Here is a 24,674-nt window from a genome sequence, read left to right as displayed (position 1 = left end):
GCCGCTCAAGAGCTAAAGCATGAGTCAAAAAGTACGGGTGCGATTTGCCCCCAGCCCAACAGGACCACTTCATATTGGCGGAGTACGTACCGCCCTTTTCAACTATTTATTTGCAAAAAAACATAATGGTGATTTTGTGCTTCGGATTGAAGACACCGATCAAAATAGATACGTGGAAGGAGCAGAAGACTATATAATTGAAGCTCTGAATTGGTGCGGTATTCCTTTTGATGAAGGCCCTGGCAAGGAAGGCTCATATGGTCCCTATCGCCAGAGTGAACGCAAGCACCTCTACAAAGAATACGCCATGGAGCTTGTAGAAAAAGGGAAGGCATACTATGCCTTTGACACACCTGAACAACTGGACTTTCATAGAAAGGACCACGAGGCAAAAGGAAAGACCTTTATTTACAACTGGCATAACAGACTAAAACTTTCCAACTCCCTTTCCTTAACTCAAGAGGATGTCGAGAAAAAATTACAAAGTGGTGCAGATTATGTAATCCGGTTTAAGTCTCCACAAGATGAAGAACTTAAGTTAAATGATATGATTCGTGGAGAAATCAAAATAGACACTAACGTACTCGATGATAAAATCCTTTTTAAAAGTGACGGCATGCCCACCTATCATCTTGCCAATATTGTTGATGACCATTTAATGAAAATTTCCCATGTAATTCGTGGTGAAGAATGGTTGCCCTCTTTGGCCCTGCACCAAATGCTATATGATGCCTTTGAGTGGCAAGCTCCGCAATTTGCACATCTCCCCTTGATCATGAAACCTGTGGGCAAGGGTAAATTGAGCAAACGTGATGGGGAAAAAGGCGGCTTTCCCGTTTTTCCTCTATCCTGGAAAGAATCAGAAGGATACCGTGAAGCTGGTTATTTTCCGGAAGCAGTGGTCAACTTTTTGGCTCTTTTAGGATGGAACCCAGGCACAGAGCAAGAACTGTTCTCCTTAAATGAATTAGTGGATTCCTTTGGTCTGGAGCGTGTAAATAAATCTGGGGCGCGTTTTGATCCAGAAAAAACAAAGTGGTACAATCACCAGTACCTTCAAGCTAAAGACAATTCTGAACTTACAGCGCTCTTTGCCAAGGGCCTGTCAAATCACCTGAGCGAAGATAGCCCCGATTTCAACCTGGATTACCTGGAAACCGTTGTTTCTTTGATTAAGGAACGTGCAGACTTTGTTAAGGATTTCTGGGATTTAGGGCATTACTTTTTTCAAGCTCCCAGCTCCTATAATGAAAAAGCGGTGAAGAAACAATGGAAAGAGGACACTCCAAAACTGATGGAAGAGGTAATCAAAATCCTATCCGATGTCCAGAAGTTTGACTCCGTAACCATTGAGACCGCAGTAAAGGGGTGGATTACTTCCAATGTGTTGGGCTTTGGAAAAATCATGGGCCCTTTACGTCTTATTATTGTGGGCGATATGAAAGGTCCACACCTCTTTGATATTTTGGAACTTTTGGGAAAGGAAGAGGCCATCGGCAGAATCCAGTATGCGCTAGCAAATCTAAGCTAAAGGAAAAATCAACTTAATTTCTTATTTTTAATAGGTCAACCAACCTATTAACCTCCTCATGGCCAGTTACTTTCGCCATCAGATTTGTTGTTTCTGCTTTTTTCTGCTTTTTGCATTCCATACTGTCCAATCCCAGAGTCAAGACTTGACAACCACCAAAAATGGCATAACCAAACCAAACACTTTGGCCACCCATCCATTTGGGATACTGTTCTACACTCTGCCACATAATTTTAATTCGCATGCCGAAAGCAAACCCTTTTTAGACTTATCCATAAGCAGTGGGAACATTTGGGGACAACCTGTGCTAACCTATGTTCCCAGTGGGGCTACGGAAAGGGAAAGGATGCAAAACATAGACTTTTTTAGTAGAACATTTGAATTTGACCCTTCCCAGAGTGAACACGAATTTTACAGTTTTCAATATGATGGTGTAATCAAGGACATCAGGCTGGCCTATTCTTTTCCATTGGGCAAAAAAAGTGATATCAGACTAAGCACCCGTTCCTTTTTGTTGACAGATGGAAAGTTTCCGTTTTCCACCATCACCAGTGATCAATTTATTGAATACTTCCACAGCAATATAGCTGGGGGAGAAGACCCTTTCGGAAGAAAAGTGAATGCATCCAATCAATCCGGAGTCAATTATGTGGACCGTAATGGTAATACATTGGATATTAAAGCAGGAGAATTTGTCTTTTCAGGAATTGAGGTGGCCTATTATTATTATCCAAGCGTATTAGAAAATCATCACATCTATCTAAACTATGGACTTCATGTTGGAACAAACTTGAGTGCCTACAATTCATCATTAGACCTAGGAGTATCATTGGCGGGAATTAAAAAGTTCAATTTGAGATCCCTAAGTGAACTATCTGTGGGGCTTGGTGTCAATCTTCTCCGAAAATCCATTCACAAGTTTAATACCACTCAAAGTGACTTGGGTACAAGTAATTATTTTGGAAGCTTTGAAGGGCACTTTGAATACGCCATTAAAAATCGAACAGGGGGATTTCATTCATTTGGTCTAAACTACAGAATCCAAACCCCCTACAACAACAAAAAGGAAGAGGATTATTATGTGCCTTTTTCAGAGGATAGGATAGCACGCTGGCATGAAGCTGCAAGACATCTCTACAAATTCCCTAGTTACTGGTCGTTGATCTATTCCTTTTCAAAACAAATGGTGATTTCCATTTATCTACAGCAGGATATGTTGGTCAATAATACTCCCGACCTTCAAACTGGGATTCAACTTAGATTGCCTTTATCCAAATGAACACTTGTAACAAAACTTGACTCCTGGCTACAAATATGTTGTAGAGTTTTGTAATTTCCCTTTCTAACATAAAACCTATTAACTATGGGCAACTATTTTTTGATTCCTATTGTATTTGTAGGACTGATTATCCTTTTCAAGTTTTTCTTTATTGTGAAACAACAGACCGCTGTGGTCATAGAACGATTTGGTAGATTCCAAAGCATCCGTAATTCAGGCTTACAAATGAAAATTCCCATTGTAGACCGTATTTCCGGTCGCTTAAGTCTTAAAATTCAGCAACTGGATGTAATCGTGGAAACCAAGACCCTGGATGATGTTTTTGTTAAGCTAAAAGTGTCCGTGCAATACGTTGTTATAAGAGACAAAGTCTATGAAGCTTTCTATAAGCTGGAATATCCGCATGATCAAATTACCTCCTATGTTTTTGATGTGGTACGGGCAGAGGTCCCAAAAATGAAATTGGATGATGTCTTTGTTAAAAAAGATGATATAGCGATAGCCGTAAAATCTGAACTACAAGATGCCATGTTGGCCTATGGGTATGATATCATTAAAACCCTAGTGACCGATATTGACCCAGATGCTCAGGTTAAAGAGGCTATGAACCGAATCAATGCATCTGAGCGGGAAAAAATAGCAGCACAATTTGAAGGGGACGCCCAGCGAATATTGATTGTGGAAAAAGCAAAGGCCGAAGCAGAGAGCAAAAGACTGCAAGGTCAAGGTATAGCAGACCAGCGTCGTGAAATTGCAAGAGGACTTGAAGAATCTGTAGAGGTATTGAACAAAGTGGGCATCAATTCGCAAGAAGCTTCCGCCTTGATCGTGGTCACCCAACATTATGACACCTTGCAGGCTATTGGCGAAGAAACCAATACCAATTTAATTCTGTTGCCAAATTCTCCACAAGCAGGAAGTGATATGCTAAACAACATGGTTGCCTCTTTTACAGCTAGCAACCAAATCGGTGAAGCAATGAAGCAACAACAAAACAAAAAAGAGGAGTAGTCCAAACTGTTCAGATAAAATAAAAAAGGAGGCCCTAAAGTCTCCTTTTTTTATGCTCAAATCTGAAATAACGGCTATTCCATTAAAATTTCATTTCCAACTACGTATTTCTTCTTTTTAGCTCCCTCAGTGCCTTTATGGCCGAAGTGTTATGGAATTTGGGTTGCCTTTGAAAAAAATCGCATTACAAGAGCTCTTGTGAGGCTATCAAAAATAGTCGGAATCAATAGTGCTCTGTGATAAAATAGATATTGCTTATTCTATTTTTTTTGCTCCAATTTTGCCCAGGTATCCCTCAAAGTAACCGTTCTGTTAAAAATGATTTTCTCTTCTGAGGAATCTGTATCCACGTTGAAATAACCTAAGCGTTGAAATTGAAATCTATCTCCAATTTTGGCTTCCTTAATACTAGGTTCCATGTAGCCCGTTACCTTTGTCAATGAATCGGGATTTACGAAATCCATGAAATCTTTGTCCTTATGGCCATCTGGTGTTGGGTCAGTAAAGAGACGATCGTACACTCTGACCTCGGCAGCAAAAGCATGCGGAATAGAAACCCAATGTAAGGTGCCCTTAACTTTGCGTAGGCTCTCCTCGGTACCTGAACCACTTTTACTTTTAGGGTCGTAGGTGCACTGTACTTCCGTGATATTGCCTTCCGAGTCTTTGGTGCAACTTTCAGCCTTAATTATATAACCGTTTTTCAATCGTACCTCTCCACCCAATTTTAATCTGAAAAACTTGCGATTGGCCTCTTCCCTGAAATCCTCCTTTTCAATGTACAGCTCTCTAGAGAATGGAACTTGTCTGCTTCCTGCCGATTCATCCTCGGGATTATTTTCTGCTTCCAGCCATTCTTCCTTGCCCTCTTCATAATTGGTAATCACCAATTTTAATGGATTAAGTACCGCCATGACACGAGGTGCAATCTTATTCAGATGTTCACGCGCATGAAACTCCAATAGCGAAACATCCACAACATTTTCCCTTTTGGCAATCCCAATCGTATCAGCAAAATTCCTAATGGCCTCAGGAGTATATCCTCTTCTTCGTAAACCAGAGATTGTTGGCATTCTAGGATCGTCCCAACCAGAAACCACTCCAGTTTGGACCAATTGCAACAACTTTCGCTTGCTCACAACGGTATGACTCAGGTTTCTTCTGGCAAACTCTCGCTGTTTTGGTCTTAATTTCTCAGAATCTACCAATTGGTCTAAAAACCAATCGTAAAGTTCTCTGTGTGGTAAAAACTCCAAAGTACACAGAGAATGTGATACCTGTTCTATGTAATCGCTTTCGCCATGTGTCCAGTCATACATGGGGTAAATACACCAATCGGTATTTGTTCTGTGATGTGCCTTGTGGAGTACCCTGTACATTACTGGGTCACGCATGAGCATGTTTGGAGAGGACATGTCAATTTTCGCCCTTAAAACATGTGCGCCTTCCTCAAACTCCGCATTCTTCATCCCTTCGAACAGCTTCAGGTTCTCTTCAACAGAACGATTTCGAAAAGGGCTTTCGCTTCCCGGTTCAGTAGGAGTGCCTTTCTGACTCGCTATTTCTTCAGAAGATTGACTATCCACATAAGCCTTTCCCTGTTTGATCAACTGAATTGCCCAGTCGTATAATTGCTGAAAATAATCCGACGCGTAGCATTCGGTATCCCATTTATATCCCAACCAAGAAACATCTTCCTTTATGGCGTCCACGAACTCCTGCTCCTCCTTAGTGGGGTTGGTATCATCAAAACGAAGGTTCACGGGGGCATTATACCGGAGCCCCAAACCAAAATTTAAGCAGATTGAGCTCGCATGCCCAATGTGCAGGTATCCATTTGGTTCCGGAGGAAACCTAAAACGAAGGTCGTTTTTGGTATATCCTTCCTCTAGATCCTCCTCAATAATATGCTCTATGAAATTCAAGGATTTAACTTCTTCCTCCATACCCAATTTTTGAAGCGCAAATGTAGTAAAAACCAGCGTTTATAGCCAGTTTAAAAGTAACGGTGTATACAAAGTAAGCCATTTCACAACACTTTTGGTATACCCCACAACAATATCTTTCTGTTCGTCGAAAATAAAATCATATTTGTTATTGGAAAGCTATATGAAAAATAAGGTGTGAAAAGCACCGAAAACGAACTGAACAACATTAAGGGGCACAAACTATAGGGCATTATTGCCCACAACCTCTTAAAACTAACGCTGATGAAGAAAAAAAGTTCACTCTATAGCATTCTTGTCCTCACGTGCGCATGTATGCTTCTTGGAACCTCCTTCCTAGGAGCCCAAGTTCTCAACAAACCGGTTGCAACTGGCAATCCCAATCTTGGGGGTGGTTCTGCATGGACCGCAGCCTGTGCGTCCGTTGATTTCAACGAGTATTTTGTCAACTTCACTTGGAGCCCTCCATTGGTAAACTCCGATAACGAATTCGTTCTTGAGCTTTCCGATTCCAATGGAAACTTTGGTTCTCCCGTAGAACTGGCCCGTGCCAGTGACAAAAACACCGAGTTCGATTTTGAATTCCAATTTGCAGTTCCCAATGACGTAAGGGGAGAAACTTACAGAATGAGGGTGCGAAGTACTAGCCCAGCTAAGACCAGCCCTCCATCTGACCCTTATCCGATGCATTTTGTTGATTTTAATTCCCCATTGCTAATAAGCCCAGATGGAAACGGTAGTATTCCCCCATCCGGAACTTTTCAGTTGTGTGGAGGAGCTTCAGTAACCCTGGCCCCCCATAACATTCCAAATGCGGGAACTTATCAATACAACTGGTACAGAAGCGGAACGCTTTTGGCACAGAAATCCCAAAGTATTACTGTCTCTACTCCAGGTATGTACTATGTTGAGCTAGACTACGGTTCTATTTGTTCCGGGTCGGCCAATACACTATCCAATACTATTGAAATTACCACCGGTACTAGCCAGGGCATCGCCATAAACGGTTCTGCTGACATTGGACTATGTGCCGGCGACGCTCATACTTTGGAAGCTAATATCAGCGGTATGGGACTGAATTATACCTGGTATAAAGATGGTGTTGCCATAGCGGGACCAACCTCTGAAGGCTATACCTATAATATTAACACAGGCGCCAGTGATTTTGCTGGAGAATATCAAGTAGAGGTGGAAGGAGCCGGTGCATGTTTAGAGCGTTCTTCGGCCGTTACTATAAGAAACCTAGGAGATTTTGAGGTTACAAGACAAAACGAAGCGAGCATTGTATTGCTTCCTGCGCAAACCCGAACGCTTTCGGTTACCACTTCAGCAACAACGCCAACCTTTCAATGGTACAAAGATGGTAGTCCTATTTCTGGTGAGACCAGTAGCTCGTTGGAAATCAATGCGATTGGAGATTATTTCGCCCGTGTAACGGAAACTAGTGGAGGATGTACTGGTTCACCTATTGATTCAGAAATCACCGCTGTTGTTTCTCCCGATTCTTTTGAGTTCGTAATTGCATATGCAGGTTCTTACATTGCTTGTCAAAGCTCGGACGCCACATTGAGTCTTACTGTAATCAATGCCGTTAGTGATACCGGAGCCAAAACAGATGTTACCTCGGAACTTCAATCTTCATTTTCTTATCAGTGGAGGCACAATGGAAGTTCGTTAAGTGGTGAAAATTCCAAAACCATCACCGTTTCCAACTTTGAAAACAACGGAACCTATGTATTGGATGGTTCTCTGGACAGCTTCAATACTTCTTCCAACAACTTAACGGTAAAGTTACCTGTTGACGAAACCTTGCAGCTTACATCAAACGGAACTATTCTATGCGATGGGGCTGATCCTATTGTGCTAAATAGCTCTATGGATCTTAGCACAGAAACTTTTGAATGGTCAAAAGATGGACAGGTGATTGAAACCGCTTCAGAAAGTATAACAGCCAATGAAGTAGGGGTATACCGACTTACGATTACTACCCACGATTGTCCATTGGTTTCAAATGAAATCACTGTTAGGGCCTTTGATGAGTCCTTGCTGGTACTTGATAAGCCTGAAAACTTGATTATTATTGAAGGAGAAACTGAAACCGTTACTGCAAGTGGAGCAGAATCCTATGAGTGGTTCAATGCTAGCAACAACCTGATTTCCTCACAGGATTCCTTCGGATTCCAAGAGGAAGGAGAGTATTTGTTGGTTGCAAACTTTGGTAACTGTACCATAAGCAGGGTCATCACAGTAGTCTTCAGGGATACGTTTGCCATTCCAAATGTGATTACTGCAAATGGTGATGGAATAAACGATCTATGGATTTTACCAAATACCTATTCAAGACATACCGACATCTTGGTCACTATTTATAATGAAAGAGGCAAGGAAGTCTTTAGTCAGACCAATTACGAAAACAATTGGCCCCAATCAACCACGGCCTTCAATAAGCCGAGCATGATCTTTTATTACAAGATTACTAAAGCAGGGTCAAGTTTAAAACAAGGAACCATAACTGTTATCAGATAGACCGAATGCAATTTAAAAAACCTCATCTATTACTATTTATCTTGCTATTGATCTTCTCCGGTCTTCAGGCCCAGGAAGAGGATCCTTATGTGGATTATGATGTTCCGTCACAAAACCTGTTGAAGTTCAATAGGTTTTTGATCAATCCAACATTTTCCACGGTAAGGGAAGATAAGTCCTATATCAATCTATTTCACAGAAACCAATCAGTATCTTTTGATGACAACAATCAAGTATACTTTCTGAGCTATAGTGGTAGGGTAAGTGATAGAAGTGGGGTAGGTCTAAGTCTATTTACCAACAGGGAAGGCTTGTTCAACAACTTTGGGGTACATGCAAACTATGCGTATGGTGTACGATTGAGCCCCAAAAGTAACTTCACCTTTGGTGCCAATTTCTCGTATTACCAAAGTGCCTTTAATCAAGATAGGGCAAATGCCCTGGAAGAAGATCCTTTCCTAAATGATTTGGAAAGCAGCTCTCTGATAACATTCCAGCCCGGTTTCAATATCTCTTTTGGGAAATTTGATATCGGTGGTTTTGCAGAAAACCTTTTCGACTACAATCTTAAAACCAGTGAATCCGTTACGGAATTCAATGAAAAAACCTACTCTGGACACCTTCAATATACCCATCAGTTTAAAAATGCTGCTGGCATATTGGAACAAGGTAGATTAATGCCTCTTGCAAGAGTAAGAAAAGTAGGGGAAGAAGACGTTGTGCTAGGAGGAAATCTTATTCTTGATTTACCCAAACTAGGCTGGATTCAAGCCGGTTATGACGATTTCTACGGGGCTTCAGCTGGTTTAGGTTTCAACCTGAACAAAAACCTTTCTTTGGGTTACACGGTTGAAAAAGGGTTGAGCAATAATTTTGAAAACTTTGGGGTAAGCCACGAAATTTCCCTGGCCTATTCCTTTACGCCTAACCTAACTGAAGACCGCGTTCTCCTTGAAAAGGAAAACGAAGATTTGGTTGATGCCGATACTACACCTGAAGAGGATTTGAACCTTACGGATAAAGATCTTCAAATAGCTGAACTCAAGGACAAACTTGCCGAAAACGATGCGATTTTGGATGAGCTATTGTTGCGACAAGATTCCATTGAAAGCACCCGAAGAAACGACTTGGAAAGACGCTTTGAAAACGTCATGAAAATGGTCCGACGTGAGACCAGCGGGGATAGGCCTGAACTCGAGGAAAAAGCCAAAGAGGTATACTTTGCCAACATGGACAGTGTAGATATGTCCGCCAGAAGAAAAACCCAGCCTTTGGCTAACCACGGACTTTCCAATACCACTTCGGCCAAAAAAGTTATTAGACTGGACGATACCAAGAACACAAAAGTTGCCAAAAACACTGCTGTTAGTCGAGATAAAACCACTCGGTATTCTACCAAGCGCAACAAACGCTTCAAGACATTTAGTATTCCACAGGTTCAAAGCGGCCATTACTTGATTGCCAATGTGTTCAGAAACCCAGAAAATGTTACTGCCTTCTTGAATAAACTACATGCCCAAGGAATCAATGCCGATTACTTTGAAAACCCAAAAAATGGGCTCAACTATGTTTATTTAGAAAGCTATCAAGATAAAAAGGACGCCATCGTAGCACACCAGACCCAACTTGATGGAAACTATCATGGTGATGCTTGGATAATGAACGTGAACAATATGGACTCCCACATCAACTTTGTGGCGGTCAAGAGTCGTTCAAAATCAAAGTATGGAGACAACATCCTTCACAAAAACGTGGCTCAATCCAAAGGAAATGTGCCAAAAGTATCCTATGCATCACATAGGATCAACGGTCTGCCAGAAGGCTATTACATCATTGCCAATGTGTTTGAAAGAGCCTACGATGCAAACCGTTTTGTAAAAGACCTAAATGCCAAGGGGCTAAGTGCCAGTTATTTCATAAATCCAGAGGATAATCTGAGGTATGTATACCTCAAGAAACATGAAACCTGGAGCAACGCCCTGACCTCATATTATTCCAAACTAAATGCTTCGTATGATGACGAAATGTGGATCATGCGTGTGAAACCAAACTACAACAGCTAAAATGACCAATCGTATACTTAAAACGGTTTTGTTCCTTTCATTGGGACTGTTTTCATTTGTAGGACTATCCCAGCAGTACAACACGTTTGATATTCGTTATCAGAACAATATCAAAGGTGACCTTACTTTTATAGCCAACAACATAGTTAACCGTGATGGCGGAACAAGTTCCACAGAGCCTGAGGACCCTTATGATTTAACCGGAAGTTCATCCACCTATAACGATTGGTTGAACATGCAATATGTGGACGTGGACAGTGATCCCACAACTTTTAGTTCCAGTACTGCAACATTTACCTATCCTCAAGCCAATTGTAGCTTAATTCGATATGCAGGGCTTTATTGGTCGGGGACTTATCCCAGTGAGCAAGCGGGACAAGCGGTAGGTACAAACAGACAAAACGATTTCAACCAGGTAAAATTCATGGTGCCTGGAGGAACTTATGTAGATATTACCGCTGATGAGGTCTTGTACGATGGCTTTACCAGTGGTGATTCCTCTATGCGACAAAATAGTCCCTATGCCTGTTATGCTGATGTAACCGCTTTGGTAACGGCCCAGGCAGACCCTCAAGGGGATTATACCATAGCCAATGTTAGGTCGGTCACCGGCTCACTCTCTCCTGGAGGGGGTGCTTCTGCAGGTTGGACCTTAATCATCGTTTATGAAAACCCAACCCTAACAGGAAAACTTATTACCACTTTTGACGGATTTGCTCGTGTAAACAGCTCAAACCCAAATGTGGATATCAATTACAGCGGATTCAATACGATTCCAGCTGGTCCCGTGAACGCAAACATCGGTGTTGCGGCTTTGGAAGGAGATAACAGAATTACAGGAGATAGGGTAAGAATACGAGCTGCCAGTAATGGTTCATTTACTACTATTAGTAACACCACCAACCCATCCAATAACTTCTTTAACAGTAATATTACCCTTGATGGGGTTGTCACTACCAACAGAAATGTGAACAGCGTCAACACCTTGGGATATGACACGGATATATTCTTGTTGAGCAATCCTCTCAACTCGGTGATTCCGAACAGTGAAACCGATGCTACCTTTCGGTTCACCTCTAGCGGAGATCAATACTATCCATTTTTCAACTCATTCAACGTTGAAATCATTGAACCTGAAATTGTTCTTGAAAAACGTGTAGAAGATATTGGAGGTAATGATATTACCGGTGCTGGTGTAAACCTGGGGCAACTTTTGGACTATGTACTGTCCTTTGTAAATAATGGCAATGATGACGCCACCAACTATACTATTCGAGATGTTCTTCCTACGAATACAACATTACAGGAATCCAGCATCACCGTTCCTGCAGGAGTTACCTACGTTTATGACGCTGTATCTCGAGAGATAACATTCTCCATTCCAGATAATCTAGTGGAAGAAGGAGATCCGGTTGCCGAAATCCGTATGCGGGTGCAGGTTGCCCAAAACTGTTTTGATTTTATTGATGCCTGTACAGACCAAATTGAAAATTTGGCCTATTCCACATATGAAGGCATCATCAACGATAACCAAATAACCGATGACCCCAGTGTATCGGATTTTGACAATTGTGGATTTACCACACCAGGAGCCACCAACTTTCTTTTGGATGACCTAGAAAACTGTGACTTCAACAGAACTGTTCAGCTTTGTGGTGATGACGTTCTACTGGATGCTGGAGATAATTTTGATGCCTATACCTGGTATCTGGACAACAACGGTGATGGACTTATTGATGCTGGAGATACCGTATTGAATGATGGTGATCCAGACAACGATCCAAGTACACTTTTGGTAAGTGATACGGGAATTTACATTGTAGACAAAGAAGTTGCTGACCCATGTAAAGGCTTTCAAGAGATTATTACTGTTGAGCTTTTTGGTGCCACACAATCAAACCCAATTACTGCACTTATCAATGACGTTTCCAATACGGTTGATGGTGAAATTGTAGTGTGTCCAAATGATGGTAGTGAACTACCCGAAGTATTCCTTTGTGGATTAAATGACACTGAACTTATTCAAGTAAATATCCCTGATGCTGACAGCATTGTTTGGGAACAGTTGGACGAATCAAGTTGTGCGGCTTCCACACCTGATTGTGCCAACACCAACAATTCATGTACTTGGAATGCCGTAGGTGCCGGAAACGACTTTTTGGCTTCGGACGCTGGACAGTACAGGTTGGTTATCAACTACCAAAATGGTTGTTTTAGTAGATTTTACTTCAACATCTACAAGAACCCTCTAGATCCGCAATATACTAGTAGGGATATCATCTGTAATACCGATGGAAATATTACCGTGACCAACATGCCATTGAACTATGAATTCCAATTAATAGATCAGGCTACTGGCAATGTGTTGGTTCCTTACAACTCCAACCCAAGCTTTGATATCACCAACAATGGTGCCTATACTGTAGAAATGCGTCAACAAGGCGTTTCTAATGGGTGTGTATTCATTTTGGACAATATCGGGATATTGGAAAGAGATTTTCAGGTTGATGTTATTCCTCAGGATACAGATTGCAATGGGTTAGGTGAAATAGCCATATCTGTACTAAATGTAGAGCCACAATACTACTACGAAATCTCCCAAGGAGGCACTACGGTGGATACCTTTGGTCCATCTGCCGATAATAATTACACCTTCGAAAACTTGAACGATGGTGTGTACGATGTCTTGGTAACCACAGATGATGGTTGTTCGTATACAGAACAAGTAACCATTAACGATCTTACAGACCTTGATTTAGAGGCCCGTGTATCACAACATATCACTTGTAGGGAAGGAAACATCCAAATGGAATCTACCGGCGGACAAACCCCTCACACTTACGCCATCTGGTCTTATGTGAACGAAAGTGGGACTACCATTACTTCGTATCCATCTGTAAATGATATCCCGCCAAGTGAATATCAAACAAGCGTAATTTTTGATATCCTAGACCCTGGAGATTATACTTTTGTTGTCGTTGATAGAAACAATTGTCACGCGTTTTCCAATACCGTAACCATCTACTTTGAGCCTGCGGTGCAATATACCACTGCAAGCACCGATGAGACTTGTTTTGGATATGATGATGGAACAATTTCCTTCAACATGACCAACACCAATGGATATCAAGTAACCTTCTTCTTGATTGATTCCAATGGGGTAGAAATAGCAACAAATACATCTGGGTCATTCACCAACCTTCCCCAAGGTGACTATACCGTAAGACTTAACCAAAGAAAGGGAAGTGCTTCTTGTGATTATTTTGAAACCTATACTGTTGGCGGACCAACATCAGGAATCAGTGGTGATGCTGTGTTGCTTCAAGATTACACCTGTTTGCAAAATGGAATTATAGAAGCTCAGAACGTTGCCGGAGGTACCGCTCCTTATGAGTACAGCATAAACGGCGTTAACTTTTTCAGTGGCGCCGGGGCAGAAACCTTTTCAAATTTGACCAACGGTACGTATGCCATTACCATTAGGGATGCGAACAATTGTACGTTCACAACCAATACGATAACCATCGACCCTCTAAATCCTCCTTCGGATTTAACTTTTAGCGCCACAACGCCTAGCTGTCCTGCACTTACTTCAGATGTTACTGTAACCGCAGTAGATGGTAACGCCCCATTTACATTTGAGATTATTGCTCCAGCTCCAGTAGCCGCAACTTCTACTAGTGGAAACACTGCCGATTTTGATGCTTTATCCCCTGGAACCTATACATTCCGTGTAACAGATGATAAGGGTTGTACCTATGATGAATCCTTCACCATAAACCCTGTTTCTGAAATTGATGTTACCGGGCAATTGATAAGCAACGTTACCTGCTTTAATGATACCGATGGCGAACTGCTATTTACTATTACCGATTTTAATACAGACTACAATTACTCCGTTACAGGACCTGCAACTTTCTCAGGAACCAATGAGAGTAGTGGAACGGTTTCCCTAACCGGATTGGATGATGGAACCTATACCATCACCGTAACCGACAACCTTACTAATTGTACGGATACTGCCAATGTTACTATCAGCGCTCCAACAGCTGCATTGACTTTAAGTGCTTCCGAAACACAGCCAACTTGTATCGCTGATGGTGCTGTGACCTTGACCTCAACTGGAGGATGGGGCGGTAATACGTTTACCCTTACCAATCCAGATACTACGACATTCGGCACTAACGCAACAGGGTTATTTACTGGCTTAACACAAACTGGCACATATACTGCCTCTGTAACCGACTCCAATGGATGTGTTGTTACTACTACCTTTGCCCTAAGTGCTGCGGTGGCACCCGTTTTGGCCATTGTGCCCAACGATACCTGCTACGATGATGCTGTTGGACTAACACTTACGGCCAATGTAACCTCTGGCGGAGATGGTAACTATGAGTACAGTCTAAATGGAGGTCCTTTTGTAGCTACCAATGTATTTGCTGGTCTTACTTCTGGAACCTATACTATAGATGTTAGGGATGGAAACGATTGTACAGATTCTGCATCAATAACGATAAATCCCGAGTTAAGCGTAATAGCATCCGCTCCAAACATTACAGCTTGTGGTACAGATACGGATATCAATATCACAGCTACTGGTGGAGATGGCAGTTATGTCTACGCAGTTGTAGCAGATGGGGTTGCTCCTGTTCCGGGGGATTTTTCCACAACTAATCCGGAAACAGTAACAGGCGCCGGTGACTACGACGTTTATGTCAGGGACAACAATGGTGGCGCTGGATATTGTGAAGCTTCTTATGATATTACCATAGTTCAAGACCCAGCGTTATCTCTTTCAGTGTCCGATACAGGTATCTTGTGTAGTGGAGAAGCTCAAGCAACAATTACAATTACTGCTAGTGGAGGAGAAGCTCCCTATGAATACAGCATAAACAACGGGGCAACCTATCAAACTTCAAACACTTTTGTAAACCAAACTGCGGGAAGCTATAACATAAGAGTTAGAGATGCCAATAATTGTGACATCACTCAAATATATACTATCACAGAACCGTTGACGTTGTCCGCATCTGCTGCCGTAACCCAGCTTGCAGAATGTAATCCTGGAATAGGGGCAGAAGTAAGAATTACCAATGCCATAGGGGGAACAGCTCCATATGAATACAGTTTTGACGGAGGCTCCAATTATGCAGCCACTTCCATTGGCTATTTGTTACCAGGAACGCACACGGTCTATATTAGGGATGCGAACAACTGTACCTTCCCCATGTCTGTATCAGTTGAGCCAGAACCCAGTGCTCCAGATGTAACTACAGCCGTTAGTTACGAATGCGATGGAGAAGGTACCGTAACCATTACACCAAGCAGCGCTGCATTTGATTATACGTATGCCTTAGATGGAACCCCAAATACACCTGCCACTTCCAATGTGTTCAGTAATGTTGGTGTCGGGCCTCATACTATCACGGTAAATTATACCAGTAACATTCCACCAGCTCCAAGTATTCTATTATCTGAAGACTTTGGTTCTGGTCCCAATACTAGTATTCCCGAAATTGACCCGGCCTATTGTTATGAACCTCAAGACGGTTCTGTCAATTCCTGCGGATGGGCAATTAATAATCGTATCCAAGATGGGGAATACTCCGTTACTCAATCTATTGTGAGTCCTTATGGATCTTGGCAAGACCCCAATGATCATACCGGAAATGCCGGCGGACGGTTCTTGGCCATCAATGTTGGCGGAGTTGCCGGGGTAGGAGGAATTGTTTATCAAAAAACTGGTGTTGAAGTAGTTCCAAACAGGGATATTACCGTATCCTTATGGGCTTTCAACCTATTAAGAAATGGTACCGGTGGAGGTGATCCCTCAATTGAAATTCAATTGGTGGATGGACTGGGTGCTGTAATTGCAAGCACTACCACTGGAAATGTACCCAAAAACAACAATGCCAATGATTGGCACAACTATTCGGTTACCCTTAACCCTGGAGCAAATAGCAATCTTGATATTGTAATTAGAACTAACTCTGCCGTAATCAACGGTAACGATATCGCTATTGATGATATTCAGGCTATTCAAAATCCAGAGGTATGTTCAAGCTCAATGACGGTAGATGTCAACATTGAAGATGGGCATGCTTTTGATGCGGCTGTTACTGCATTTCAAGACATAACCTGTAATGCCGGAGCTGATGGTTCCATCACTTTTGAAGTTGATAATTTCGATGCTGTTAACGGTTTTGAATACCAGGTTAACGGTGGTGGTTTCTCTGCTCCACAGACTTCAAGCCCTGTTACCATATCAGGATTGACTGCTGGAAACTATACTATTGAAGTAAGGGACGTGCTGGATAACAGCTGTAGCATTACGCTAAACCAAACACTTGCTGAACCCAATGCCTTGGTTGCTTCAGCTTCAATAACCGAAGCCATGACGTGTGTAAACGGAGGGGCTACCATCATAGCTTCCGCTACTGGAGGAACACCGGCTTATGAATACCAATTGGAAGATGGAGTTGGAGGTGTGATTACTGCTTATCAGCCATCTACAACTTTTACAGGCCTTGTTGCTGGAGATTACATTGTACGAGTTCGGGATACCAACCTTTGTGAGGACCCCATCGATGTAGCTCTTACAGTAGTTGCTCCAACGCTTATAACATTTACTTCAACCCCTACCGCATGTTACAGCGGGAACAACGATGGAACTATTCAAGTAGATGTAACTGCCGGAAACGGAGATTACCAATTTAGCCTAAATGGAGGCCCTTGGATTACTCCAACACCTGCTTCTGCAGTAACCCATACCTTCACAAACCTTGCAGCTGGAAACTACACAATCAATGTTAGAGATGGATTTGGTTGTACTGGAACGCTTCAAAATGTGACCATTAATCCACAATTGTTGGCCACCCCAGTGCTCAACAACGACCTTACTTGTTTGGTTGATGCCAATATTACCATTAATGCTTCAGGCGGTTCAGGTACTTATACTTACGAATGGTCTGATGATGCGGGAGCAACGTATAGCGCTGTTGGATTTGTGGGCAATGTCTTTACAACAAACACAGATGGAACCTATCAATTCCGTATTACCGATACTACCCTGCCAGCGGCATGTACCGTAGTAACAAGCAGCATTGTTGTTACCCCTGCCGATACGCCAATAATTAGTAGTGTGACCCCAACAAACATCCTTTGTAATGGTGAAAGCACCGGCGTTCTAGATGTTGTAATCGATACTTCAGTTGGAGTTGCGCCTTATACCATCAATGTGGTTGAAACAAGTGGCCCTACCAATTATGGTACACAAACTACGGGGCTTCCAGCAGGTTCTTACGAGGTGACCATTACTGATGATAAAGGTTGTGTTTCAGTTCCGTTCCCAGTAGTTATTACGGAACCCAATGCTATTACCTATACTACTTCTGATGTGCCTATTACTTGTGATTCCATGTCAGGTGTAACCAATCCTGGTTCCATTACTGTATCAGGAGTAGCTGGAGGAACTGCCGAGTACACTTACATCTTAACTGCAAACAATGGTATTCCACCTCAAACGCATGTTACCACTCCTGCAACAAGAGATCACACATTTACAGTATTGGAGTTTGGTATCTATCAAATTGATGTTGTTGATGCCAATGGATGTGCTTCTTTTACAACAGAAATCATTGCATCCCCTCCTAATGATTTGGATATTGACGTAACTACCGCCACAGCCGACTGTGTCTCGGGTGGTACGGCAATTGTAACTGTTGGTTCTGCCGTAGGTAGTGGAAACTATGAGTTTGCCATTTTGGAAACTTATTCCGCTCCTTATTCTAGCGGCTATCAAGCACCTGATGTTCCTGGAGGAGATACCGCTACTTTTACAGGACTTACTCCTGGTATTACGTTCACCTTTGTGGTTTACGATTTAACTACCAACTGTTATTACTTTGAAGAGGCAGCTGCGCCTATCAATACCCCATCTTTGATGACAGCAACATTGGATGCGGTGAATAATGTTAGTTGTACAGGGTCTGCGGATGGTAACATTTCTTTTACTTTCACAGGATTTGATGGAGGAGCCACTGACGTTCAATATGAAATTTTCAACAGACAATCCAATGTAACCACAGGACATACTGGTACGGCTTCGGTTAATCCACCTGCATCAGTCACTGTGAACAACTTTGCTACATTGCCTCCAGGGGAATACTATTTATTGCTCACCGAAGTAGGTGGTGCCGTAAACGGGTGTTCTGTAAATGGAGGAGAATTCACAATACGTGAATCCGCCAACGCTTTGGATCTTGATGTGGCTAGCCCACAAAACGATAACTGTAATCCAAATGCTGGAGTGATTACAGCAACTGGACGATTTGGAACTGCTCCTTATCAATATCAATATTTGTTGAGCACCGATCCAGCACCAACTGCTGCATCTCCAGGTTGGGTAAGCACCACCTCTGTGAATGTAGAAGCAGACAATTACATCGTTTATGTTATGGATGCATACGGTTGTATCTTCCAAAGGGCAATAACGGTTCTTGAAGACCCAAGTCCCCAAATTTCCCTAGCTATTGTTGATGAATGTGTTGATGAGGGAACTTTTGAAGTACTGGTTACGCTAACCAATCCAGGAACGGCCTCAGCACCATTCCAAATTAGCACGAACGGTACCGCTTATCAGAACTTCACTTTCGATGGAAGTAATCAGTATACAGTTTCCGGGTTGAACTCTGGAATGGGTCAGACCATTGCGGTAAGGGACCTAAATGGTTGTATCGACACCCAGACTTTTAATATACAACCCCCGTTACAGTTCAATGCAACCCTAACCACTTTGTTGGATTGTGATATTGCACCAGCAAACAATGCGGAAATCACAATTGACATTACAGCTGGTTCTGGAAGCTACGACTATGAAATTGACGGTCCTGGTGCTGTAGATCAAGCAAGAACGGCCATTGTTGGAAGTTCCATCGTTTGGACGGGAGCAAGTGTAGCTGGTTCGTATACTGTGACTGTCTACGACACCAACACCTCTGTGCCTAACTGTTTAGGCAGCATTGTGGTTGATGTTCCAGCTATTATCATGCCTTCCTTCAACATAGATTCCTTCACGGATGTCACTTGTAATGGAGATGATAATGGTACAATTTCGGTTAGTGCAGTTGACACTGGTACAGGTCCTTATACTTTTGAAATAATTTCAGGTCCTGGCAGCTCTGCGGTGTTCCCAATTGCCCCATCATCCAATACTGCTACCACCGCTACGTTCAGTGGACTAGAAGGATTGGCTGCCGGTATAACATACACTATTGAAATAACAGCATCCAACAGTTGTACTTCCACGTTGACTCAAACCATTAATGAACCAGATGTAATCGCCAATGTTAATACAAGTGTGGTTGAATTTGGGTGTTCTGCGGGTAACAATATGGACAATGCAACTATTACTGTAGATACTGCTTCCATAACAGGAGGAAGTGGGACTTACGTTATCTATGAGTTTATCAACGATCAGGGTACCGCAGCTCCTGGTGATGATGTTGTGGTTCAAACAGGATCCAACAATGTTTACACAGAAACAAATACTGCTGGCGGTAGTTATATCATCAATGTTTATGATGACAACGGCTGTCTTGGTTCCACAACAGAAACCATTGCGCCGTTTGATGAATTGTTGTCTGCAAGCATCGCCATTGATGCCGTGGCTGCCTGCGTAACGGGTGAGGATATCACCATTACCGCAACAGGGTCAATTACCAATTCAACTACTACACCTGCCAACTATGAGTTCAGGTTGTTACCTGCTGGAGTATTCCAGGCGTCTGGAAGTTTTACTGGATTGGCAGTAGGCACACATAATTTTGAAGTGAGAAATACAGTAACAGGATGTATTATTTCAACATCCCATACGGTTGCTGATCCTGAAGTACTGAATTTAATTGTGGTCAACACCACCAATATTACTTGCTTTGGAGATGCCAACGGCACCGTTGAGCTAGATCTTCAAGACGCAGGAAGTATTACCTATGCTAGTGCAACTAGCTATACGTTATACCATGACATTAACAACACACCAGGTAACTTGGCCGATGATGTAACATCTCCAGGTTCTGATGCAGATGGTAATTTCACTATCTCCGGTCTTGCCGCAGGAAACTACTACGTTGAGGTTACAGATACCAATCCGCCAGGCGCCGCATGTGTATATGGCATAGCCTTTAGCATTAACGGTCCTAGTGTTGGAATTTCTGCAGCCACACAAGTAACCCCGGTAACCTGTACCCTTAATGATGGATCCATTGAAATTATCAATGCCGCCGGAGGATGGGGAGGTTATACCTATTTTGTGGATTTGGCTTCAAATCCAGCGCCTACATATCCTGGAAGTTATCAAGCATCGCCTTTGTTCACAGGTCTTGCAGGTGGTCCCGGAGCTGGCACTGACTATCAGGTATGGGTAGCCGACCAGTTTGGATGTGAACACCAATTGGCCAACGTAAACCTAGTCGACCCAACAGCAATTACTGCTACACTACAAATCAATCAAGATAATTGTACAGCCCTTCAAGGTGAAATTGAGGTTGTTGGAACAACTGGTGGTCAGAATAGTAATTATACCTACCAACTGATAAGAAATGGTTCCAATGTTGGTTCTCCACAGACCGGAACGGTTTTCTCAGGACTTGGTGCTGGATCATACGAAGTGTTGATTGCCGATCAATGGTCTTGTACAACTACCGTAGGTCCTGTTGTTCTTTTGGATGCCATGACTGCAACCACAACTGTTGTAAAACCGATTGATTGTACCCTTGACCCAGGAGGACATGTAACTGTAAATGTTACTGGTGGATCTGCCAACTTGTCCTTTGATGTCTTGTTCCCTGATGGATTTACAACTGCAAGCAACGCTACAGGCGTATTTACTGGACTTACCCAGCCTGGTATCTATACATTTACCATAACTGATGGAGATACTGTTACACCTTGTACGGCCGTAGTTACACAAGAATTGGATGACAAGGTAGATCCCGTAATTGCCAATGTTGTTGAAGACCCAGTTAACTGTAACGGTGGAGCTGATGGAAGTTTGACAGTAGAGTTAGACCCGGTAACAGTTGTCGACCCAATATATACCTACGAGTTGTATCAAATGTCCAATTTGGTGACTCCATACCGCTTTGCACAGACTAGTCCAGTATTTGATAATCTTCCTGCGGGAGATTACCGAGTACGTGTGATTTCATCCAGAGCATGTGAGGATTTCTTTGATCAAACCGTGACAGAGCCTACAGTATTGAATGTTTCTGCTTCGGCTACAGCCTTTGTCTGTAATCCAGGCAATACGGTGAACACCTCAACAATAACCGTGACTGCTTCAGGCGGAACCGGACCATACTTGTACAGTATCGATAATGTAAACTTCCAAACTTCAAACACTTTTGATGTCTTGGATACCGGTGCCGTTCAAAACATAACTGTATTTGTAACAGATGCCAATTCATGTTCCAATACTGATGCGGTAGTTATTCAGCCAATAAACACCTTTACGGTGGCTGTAACGCAAAACGTTGCCATAAGCTGTGCCAATCCAGAAGAGGTGCTATTGACAGTAACCGATGATGGCAATCCTGGCAATGTGTATACGTTTGAGTTGTTGCCTGTTGGAAATCCATTGGGCACTCAAACAAGTACTCCTACAAATGTTACCTCAACGTTTGAATTGACGGCTCCTGGTAGTTATACCTTTAGGGTAACCGATACCAATACAGGTTGTTATGTGGATACTGCCCCATATGAAATCTTGCCATATGATTTAATAGAGGTGGTAGCTACCCCAACTGCTCCTGCTATTTGTTTTGGTGACACCAATGGAGCACTTGAAATCAATATCACAGGATATACAGGTGCTTATAACTATGAGGTATTCAATGCAGACGGTACTACCACTGGAACAACTGGTTCTGGTAACACTGCGACCAATCCGATGACCATTTCTGGTTTCTCAGGTGGAAATTACTTCGTAAGGGTTACGGAAACAGGAAATCCACTATGTGTGGAAGATTCCAACACCATAACCATTGCTTCACCAGATATGCCTTTGACAGCTACTCCGGTTGAGGTGGCCAATGTAACTTGTAGCAATGACCTTGGTGAAATTGAGGTTTCCCCAACAGGTGGATTTACCCCATATGATATTCAACTTACGAACACCACTACGGGACAGGTGTACAATGCTACTGATGTAATCAGCGTAGTGTTCCCAAATCTGTCTGCTGGATTGTTCGATGTTCAAATTACCGATGATGCAGGTTGTGTTATCAACGAACCCATCACGCTAGTACAGCCTACGCCAATCACTGCTGACATAGACGCAACTCCTACCACTTTGGTTTGCTACGGTGACACCAATGCAACGGTTACTGCAATCAATGTTTTGGGTGGAGAGGGAGTTTATCAATATCAATTGAATTACTACGATCCAACAGGAACTACAATAATGAGCACTTCTGGGGCCCAGAGCAATCCTGCTTTTGATAATCTAGGGGCCGGAATCTACAGCATTACCGTTTCTGACGGATGGAGCTGTGGTATGGAAACCATTCAGGTTACAATTTCTGAGCCTTCGGATGTAATGGCTTCATTAATAGAAGTAAGCGCAATGACCTGCGCCAACCAGGCACAAACAGAACTGACGGCTGTTGGAGGAACTGGACCTTATGAGTTTAGTGTAGATGGTGTTGTCTATGTTCCAATGAGTGGTGGTAATACACATACTTTCACTGTTGGGGTTGGAGTATATCAATATTACGTAAGGGACTCCTTTGGTTGTGAGGCACAAATCTCAAACCAAGTGAGTATTGATGCCATACCTGCGCTGACCATTTCTGTGGATGATTCTGCAGCAATGATCAATTGTACTGGAGAAGCTTCGGCTACCATTATTGGTCAAGCTACAGGAGGTCTCGGCAATTATAGCTATGAACTATTCGGTGATGCCGCTCTGACCAACTTAGTGTCAGGACCACAAAATGATGGTACTTTCAGTGGTCTTGTTGCCGGAAGTTACTACATACGGGTTACCAGTCAAGACTGTGTTGAGGTTTCCGCAGAAATCCCTATTGTAGATCCAACTCCTTTGCAAATAGACAGAGAAGAATTTACCGATGTAACCTGTGCGGGTCTTGATGATGGTACCATTACCGTTGAAGTTTCTGGAGGAACCGGCGATATTTTCTATGCTATTACTCCTAACCTTGACCAATTTGATACGGTAAGCACATTTACTGACCTGGCTCCAGGCATCTATGATGTAATTGCCCAAGATAGAAATGGTTGTTTTATGACATTCCAATTTGAAATTGAACAACCTGCTCCTTTACAAGCAAATGCAATCAATGTGATGCATGAGGTATGTTTCGATAGTGCTGATGGATCTTTTGAATTGAACATCACGGGAGGTACTGCTCCATTTGAAACTGCTTTGGATTCTAACCTTGATACCGATTTCGTTCAGGATCAGATTGCATTCCAAAACCTTACGGCCGGTACCCACGTGGTCTTTGTTAGGGATGCTCAAGGATGTGAGACCACTGTTTTTGTGGAAATCAATCCAGGTGTGAACCTTGCGGCAACTGTTACGCCAATATATACTTGTTCAGGAATTTTACCTACAAATGCTCTTGAGGTAGTGTTTGAGGACACCAATGTAATGGCCGATGTACTTTATGCCTTGGATTCAACCGATCCAGCGGACATGCAGTTGTCATCAAACTTTACCAATATTGCTCCTGGTGACCATTTCTTGACCATTGCACATTCCAATGGTTGTATAAATACAGTTGATTTCACCATTCAAGGTTTTGAACCCCTGACTTTGGAACTGGAAAACAGCAACATCAACGAAATTACAGCTATTGCTTCAGGAGGTCTGGAAGACTATACCTTCTATTTTGGCGATATCAACAATGGAACCGATAATACCTTCATCATCAACCGAACCGATACCTATCCCGTTACCGTGGTAGATCAAAACGGTTGTGAAGTCACTATGGAAATCTTTATGGAGTTCATAGACATAGAGATTCCTAACTTCTTTACACCTGATGGTGATGGTATAAATGATACCTGGTTGCCTGACAACCTAGAAGCCTTCCCGAACGTACTAATGATCATTTTTGATCGTTATGGTAGAGAGCTCTATCGCATGGAATATGGCGATGCTGGCTGGACAGGCATTTACAACAACAACGAACTGCCAACTGGTGATTACTGGTACATTATTAAGCTGCAAGGCGAAAATGATGACCGGGAGTTTATCAGCAATTTTACCCTATATCGAGATTGACGCTTAACCT

The 24,674-nt window shown here is 42.6% G+C and carries 7 protein-coding genes; 6 read left to right on the top strand and 1 reads right to left on the bottom strand.

The annotated features are described in order from the left end of the window. Positions 1–19: 19 nt before the first annotated feature. The 3 genes from gltX (at position 20) to DX873_RS10650 (ending at position 3,821) form a co-directional block, all read left to right on the top strand. A complete protein-coding gene (gltX, locus tag DX873_RS10660) occupies positions 20–1,531 on the top strand; it encodes a glutamate--tRNA ligase (protein ID WP_116184421.1) in 1,512 nt (503 codons plus the stop codon). A gap of 145 nt (positions 1,532–1,676) precedes the next feature. Continuing rightward, positions 1,677–2,810, top strand: coding sequence for a hypothetical protein (locus tag DX873_RS10655; protein ID WP_116184420.1), 1,134 nt, complete (start codon positions 1,677–1,679; stop codon positions 2,808–2,810). An 84-nt stretch (positions 2,811–2,894) separates the two neighbouring features. After that, the gene (locus tag DX873_RS10650) at positions 2,895–3,821 is read left to right on the top strand and encodes an SPFH domain-containing protein (RefSeq protein WP_116184419.1); all 927 of its coding nucleotides are present in this window, start codon (positions 2,895–2,897) and stop codon (positions 3,819–3,821) included. Positions 3,822–4,081: 260 nt separating this feature from the next. Here DX873_RS10650 and DX873_RS10645 read toward each other — a convergent pair whose 3' ends face one another. Then, the gene (locus tag DX873_RS10645) at positions 4,082–5,767 is read right to left on the bottom strand and encodes a glutamine--tRNA ligase/YqeY domain fusion protein (RefSeq protein WP_116184418.1); all 1,686 of its coding nucleotides are present in this window, start codon (positions 5,765–5,767) and stop codon (positions 4,082–4,084) included. 264 nt (positions 5,768–6,031) lie between these two features. Here DX873_RS10645 and DX873_RS10640 point away from each other — a divergent pair, with 264 nt between their 5' ends. The 3 genes from DX873_RS10640 to DX873_RS19085 are packed head-to-tail and all read left to right on the top strand — an operon-like array spanning position 6,032 to position 24,664. Further along, positions 6,032–8,293, top strand: a complete 2,262-nt coding sequence (locus tag DX873_RS10640; RefSeq protein WP_116184417.1) for a T9SS type B sorting domain-containing protein — start codon at positions 6,032–6,034, stop codon at positions 8,291–8,293. A gap of 5 nt (positions 8,294–8,298) precedes the next feature. Beyond that, positions 8,299–10,356: a PorP/SprF family type IX secretion system membrane protein gene (locus tag DX873_RS10635; protein WP_116184416.1), complete on the top strand. Its 2,058-nt coding sequence runs from the start codon at positions 8,299–8,301 to the stop codon at positions 10,354–10,356. A 1-nt stretch (position 10,357) separates the two neighbouring features. After that, the gene (locus tag DX873_RS19085) at positions 10,358–24,664 is read left to right on the top strand and encodes a T9SS type B sorting domain-containing protein (RefSeq protein ID WP_232520896.1); all 14,307 of its coding nucleotides are present in this window, start codon (positions 10,358–10,360) and stop codon (positions 24,662–24,664) included. Positions 24,665–24,674 lie beyond the last annotated feature (10 nt).

This window comes from Flagellimonas nanhaiensis (assembly GCF_003382275.1).
Taxonomy (GTDB): domain Bacteria; phylum Bacteroidota; class Bacteroidia; order Flavobacteriales; family Flavobacteriaceae; genus Flagellimonas; species Flagellimonas nanhaiensis.
Note: the sequence above shows the minus strand (reverse complement) of the source record. Positions and strands in the feature narration are given on the sequence as shown.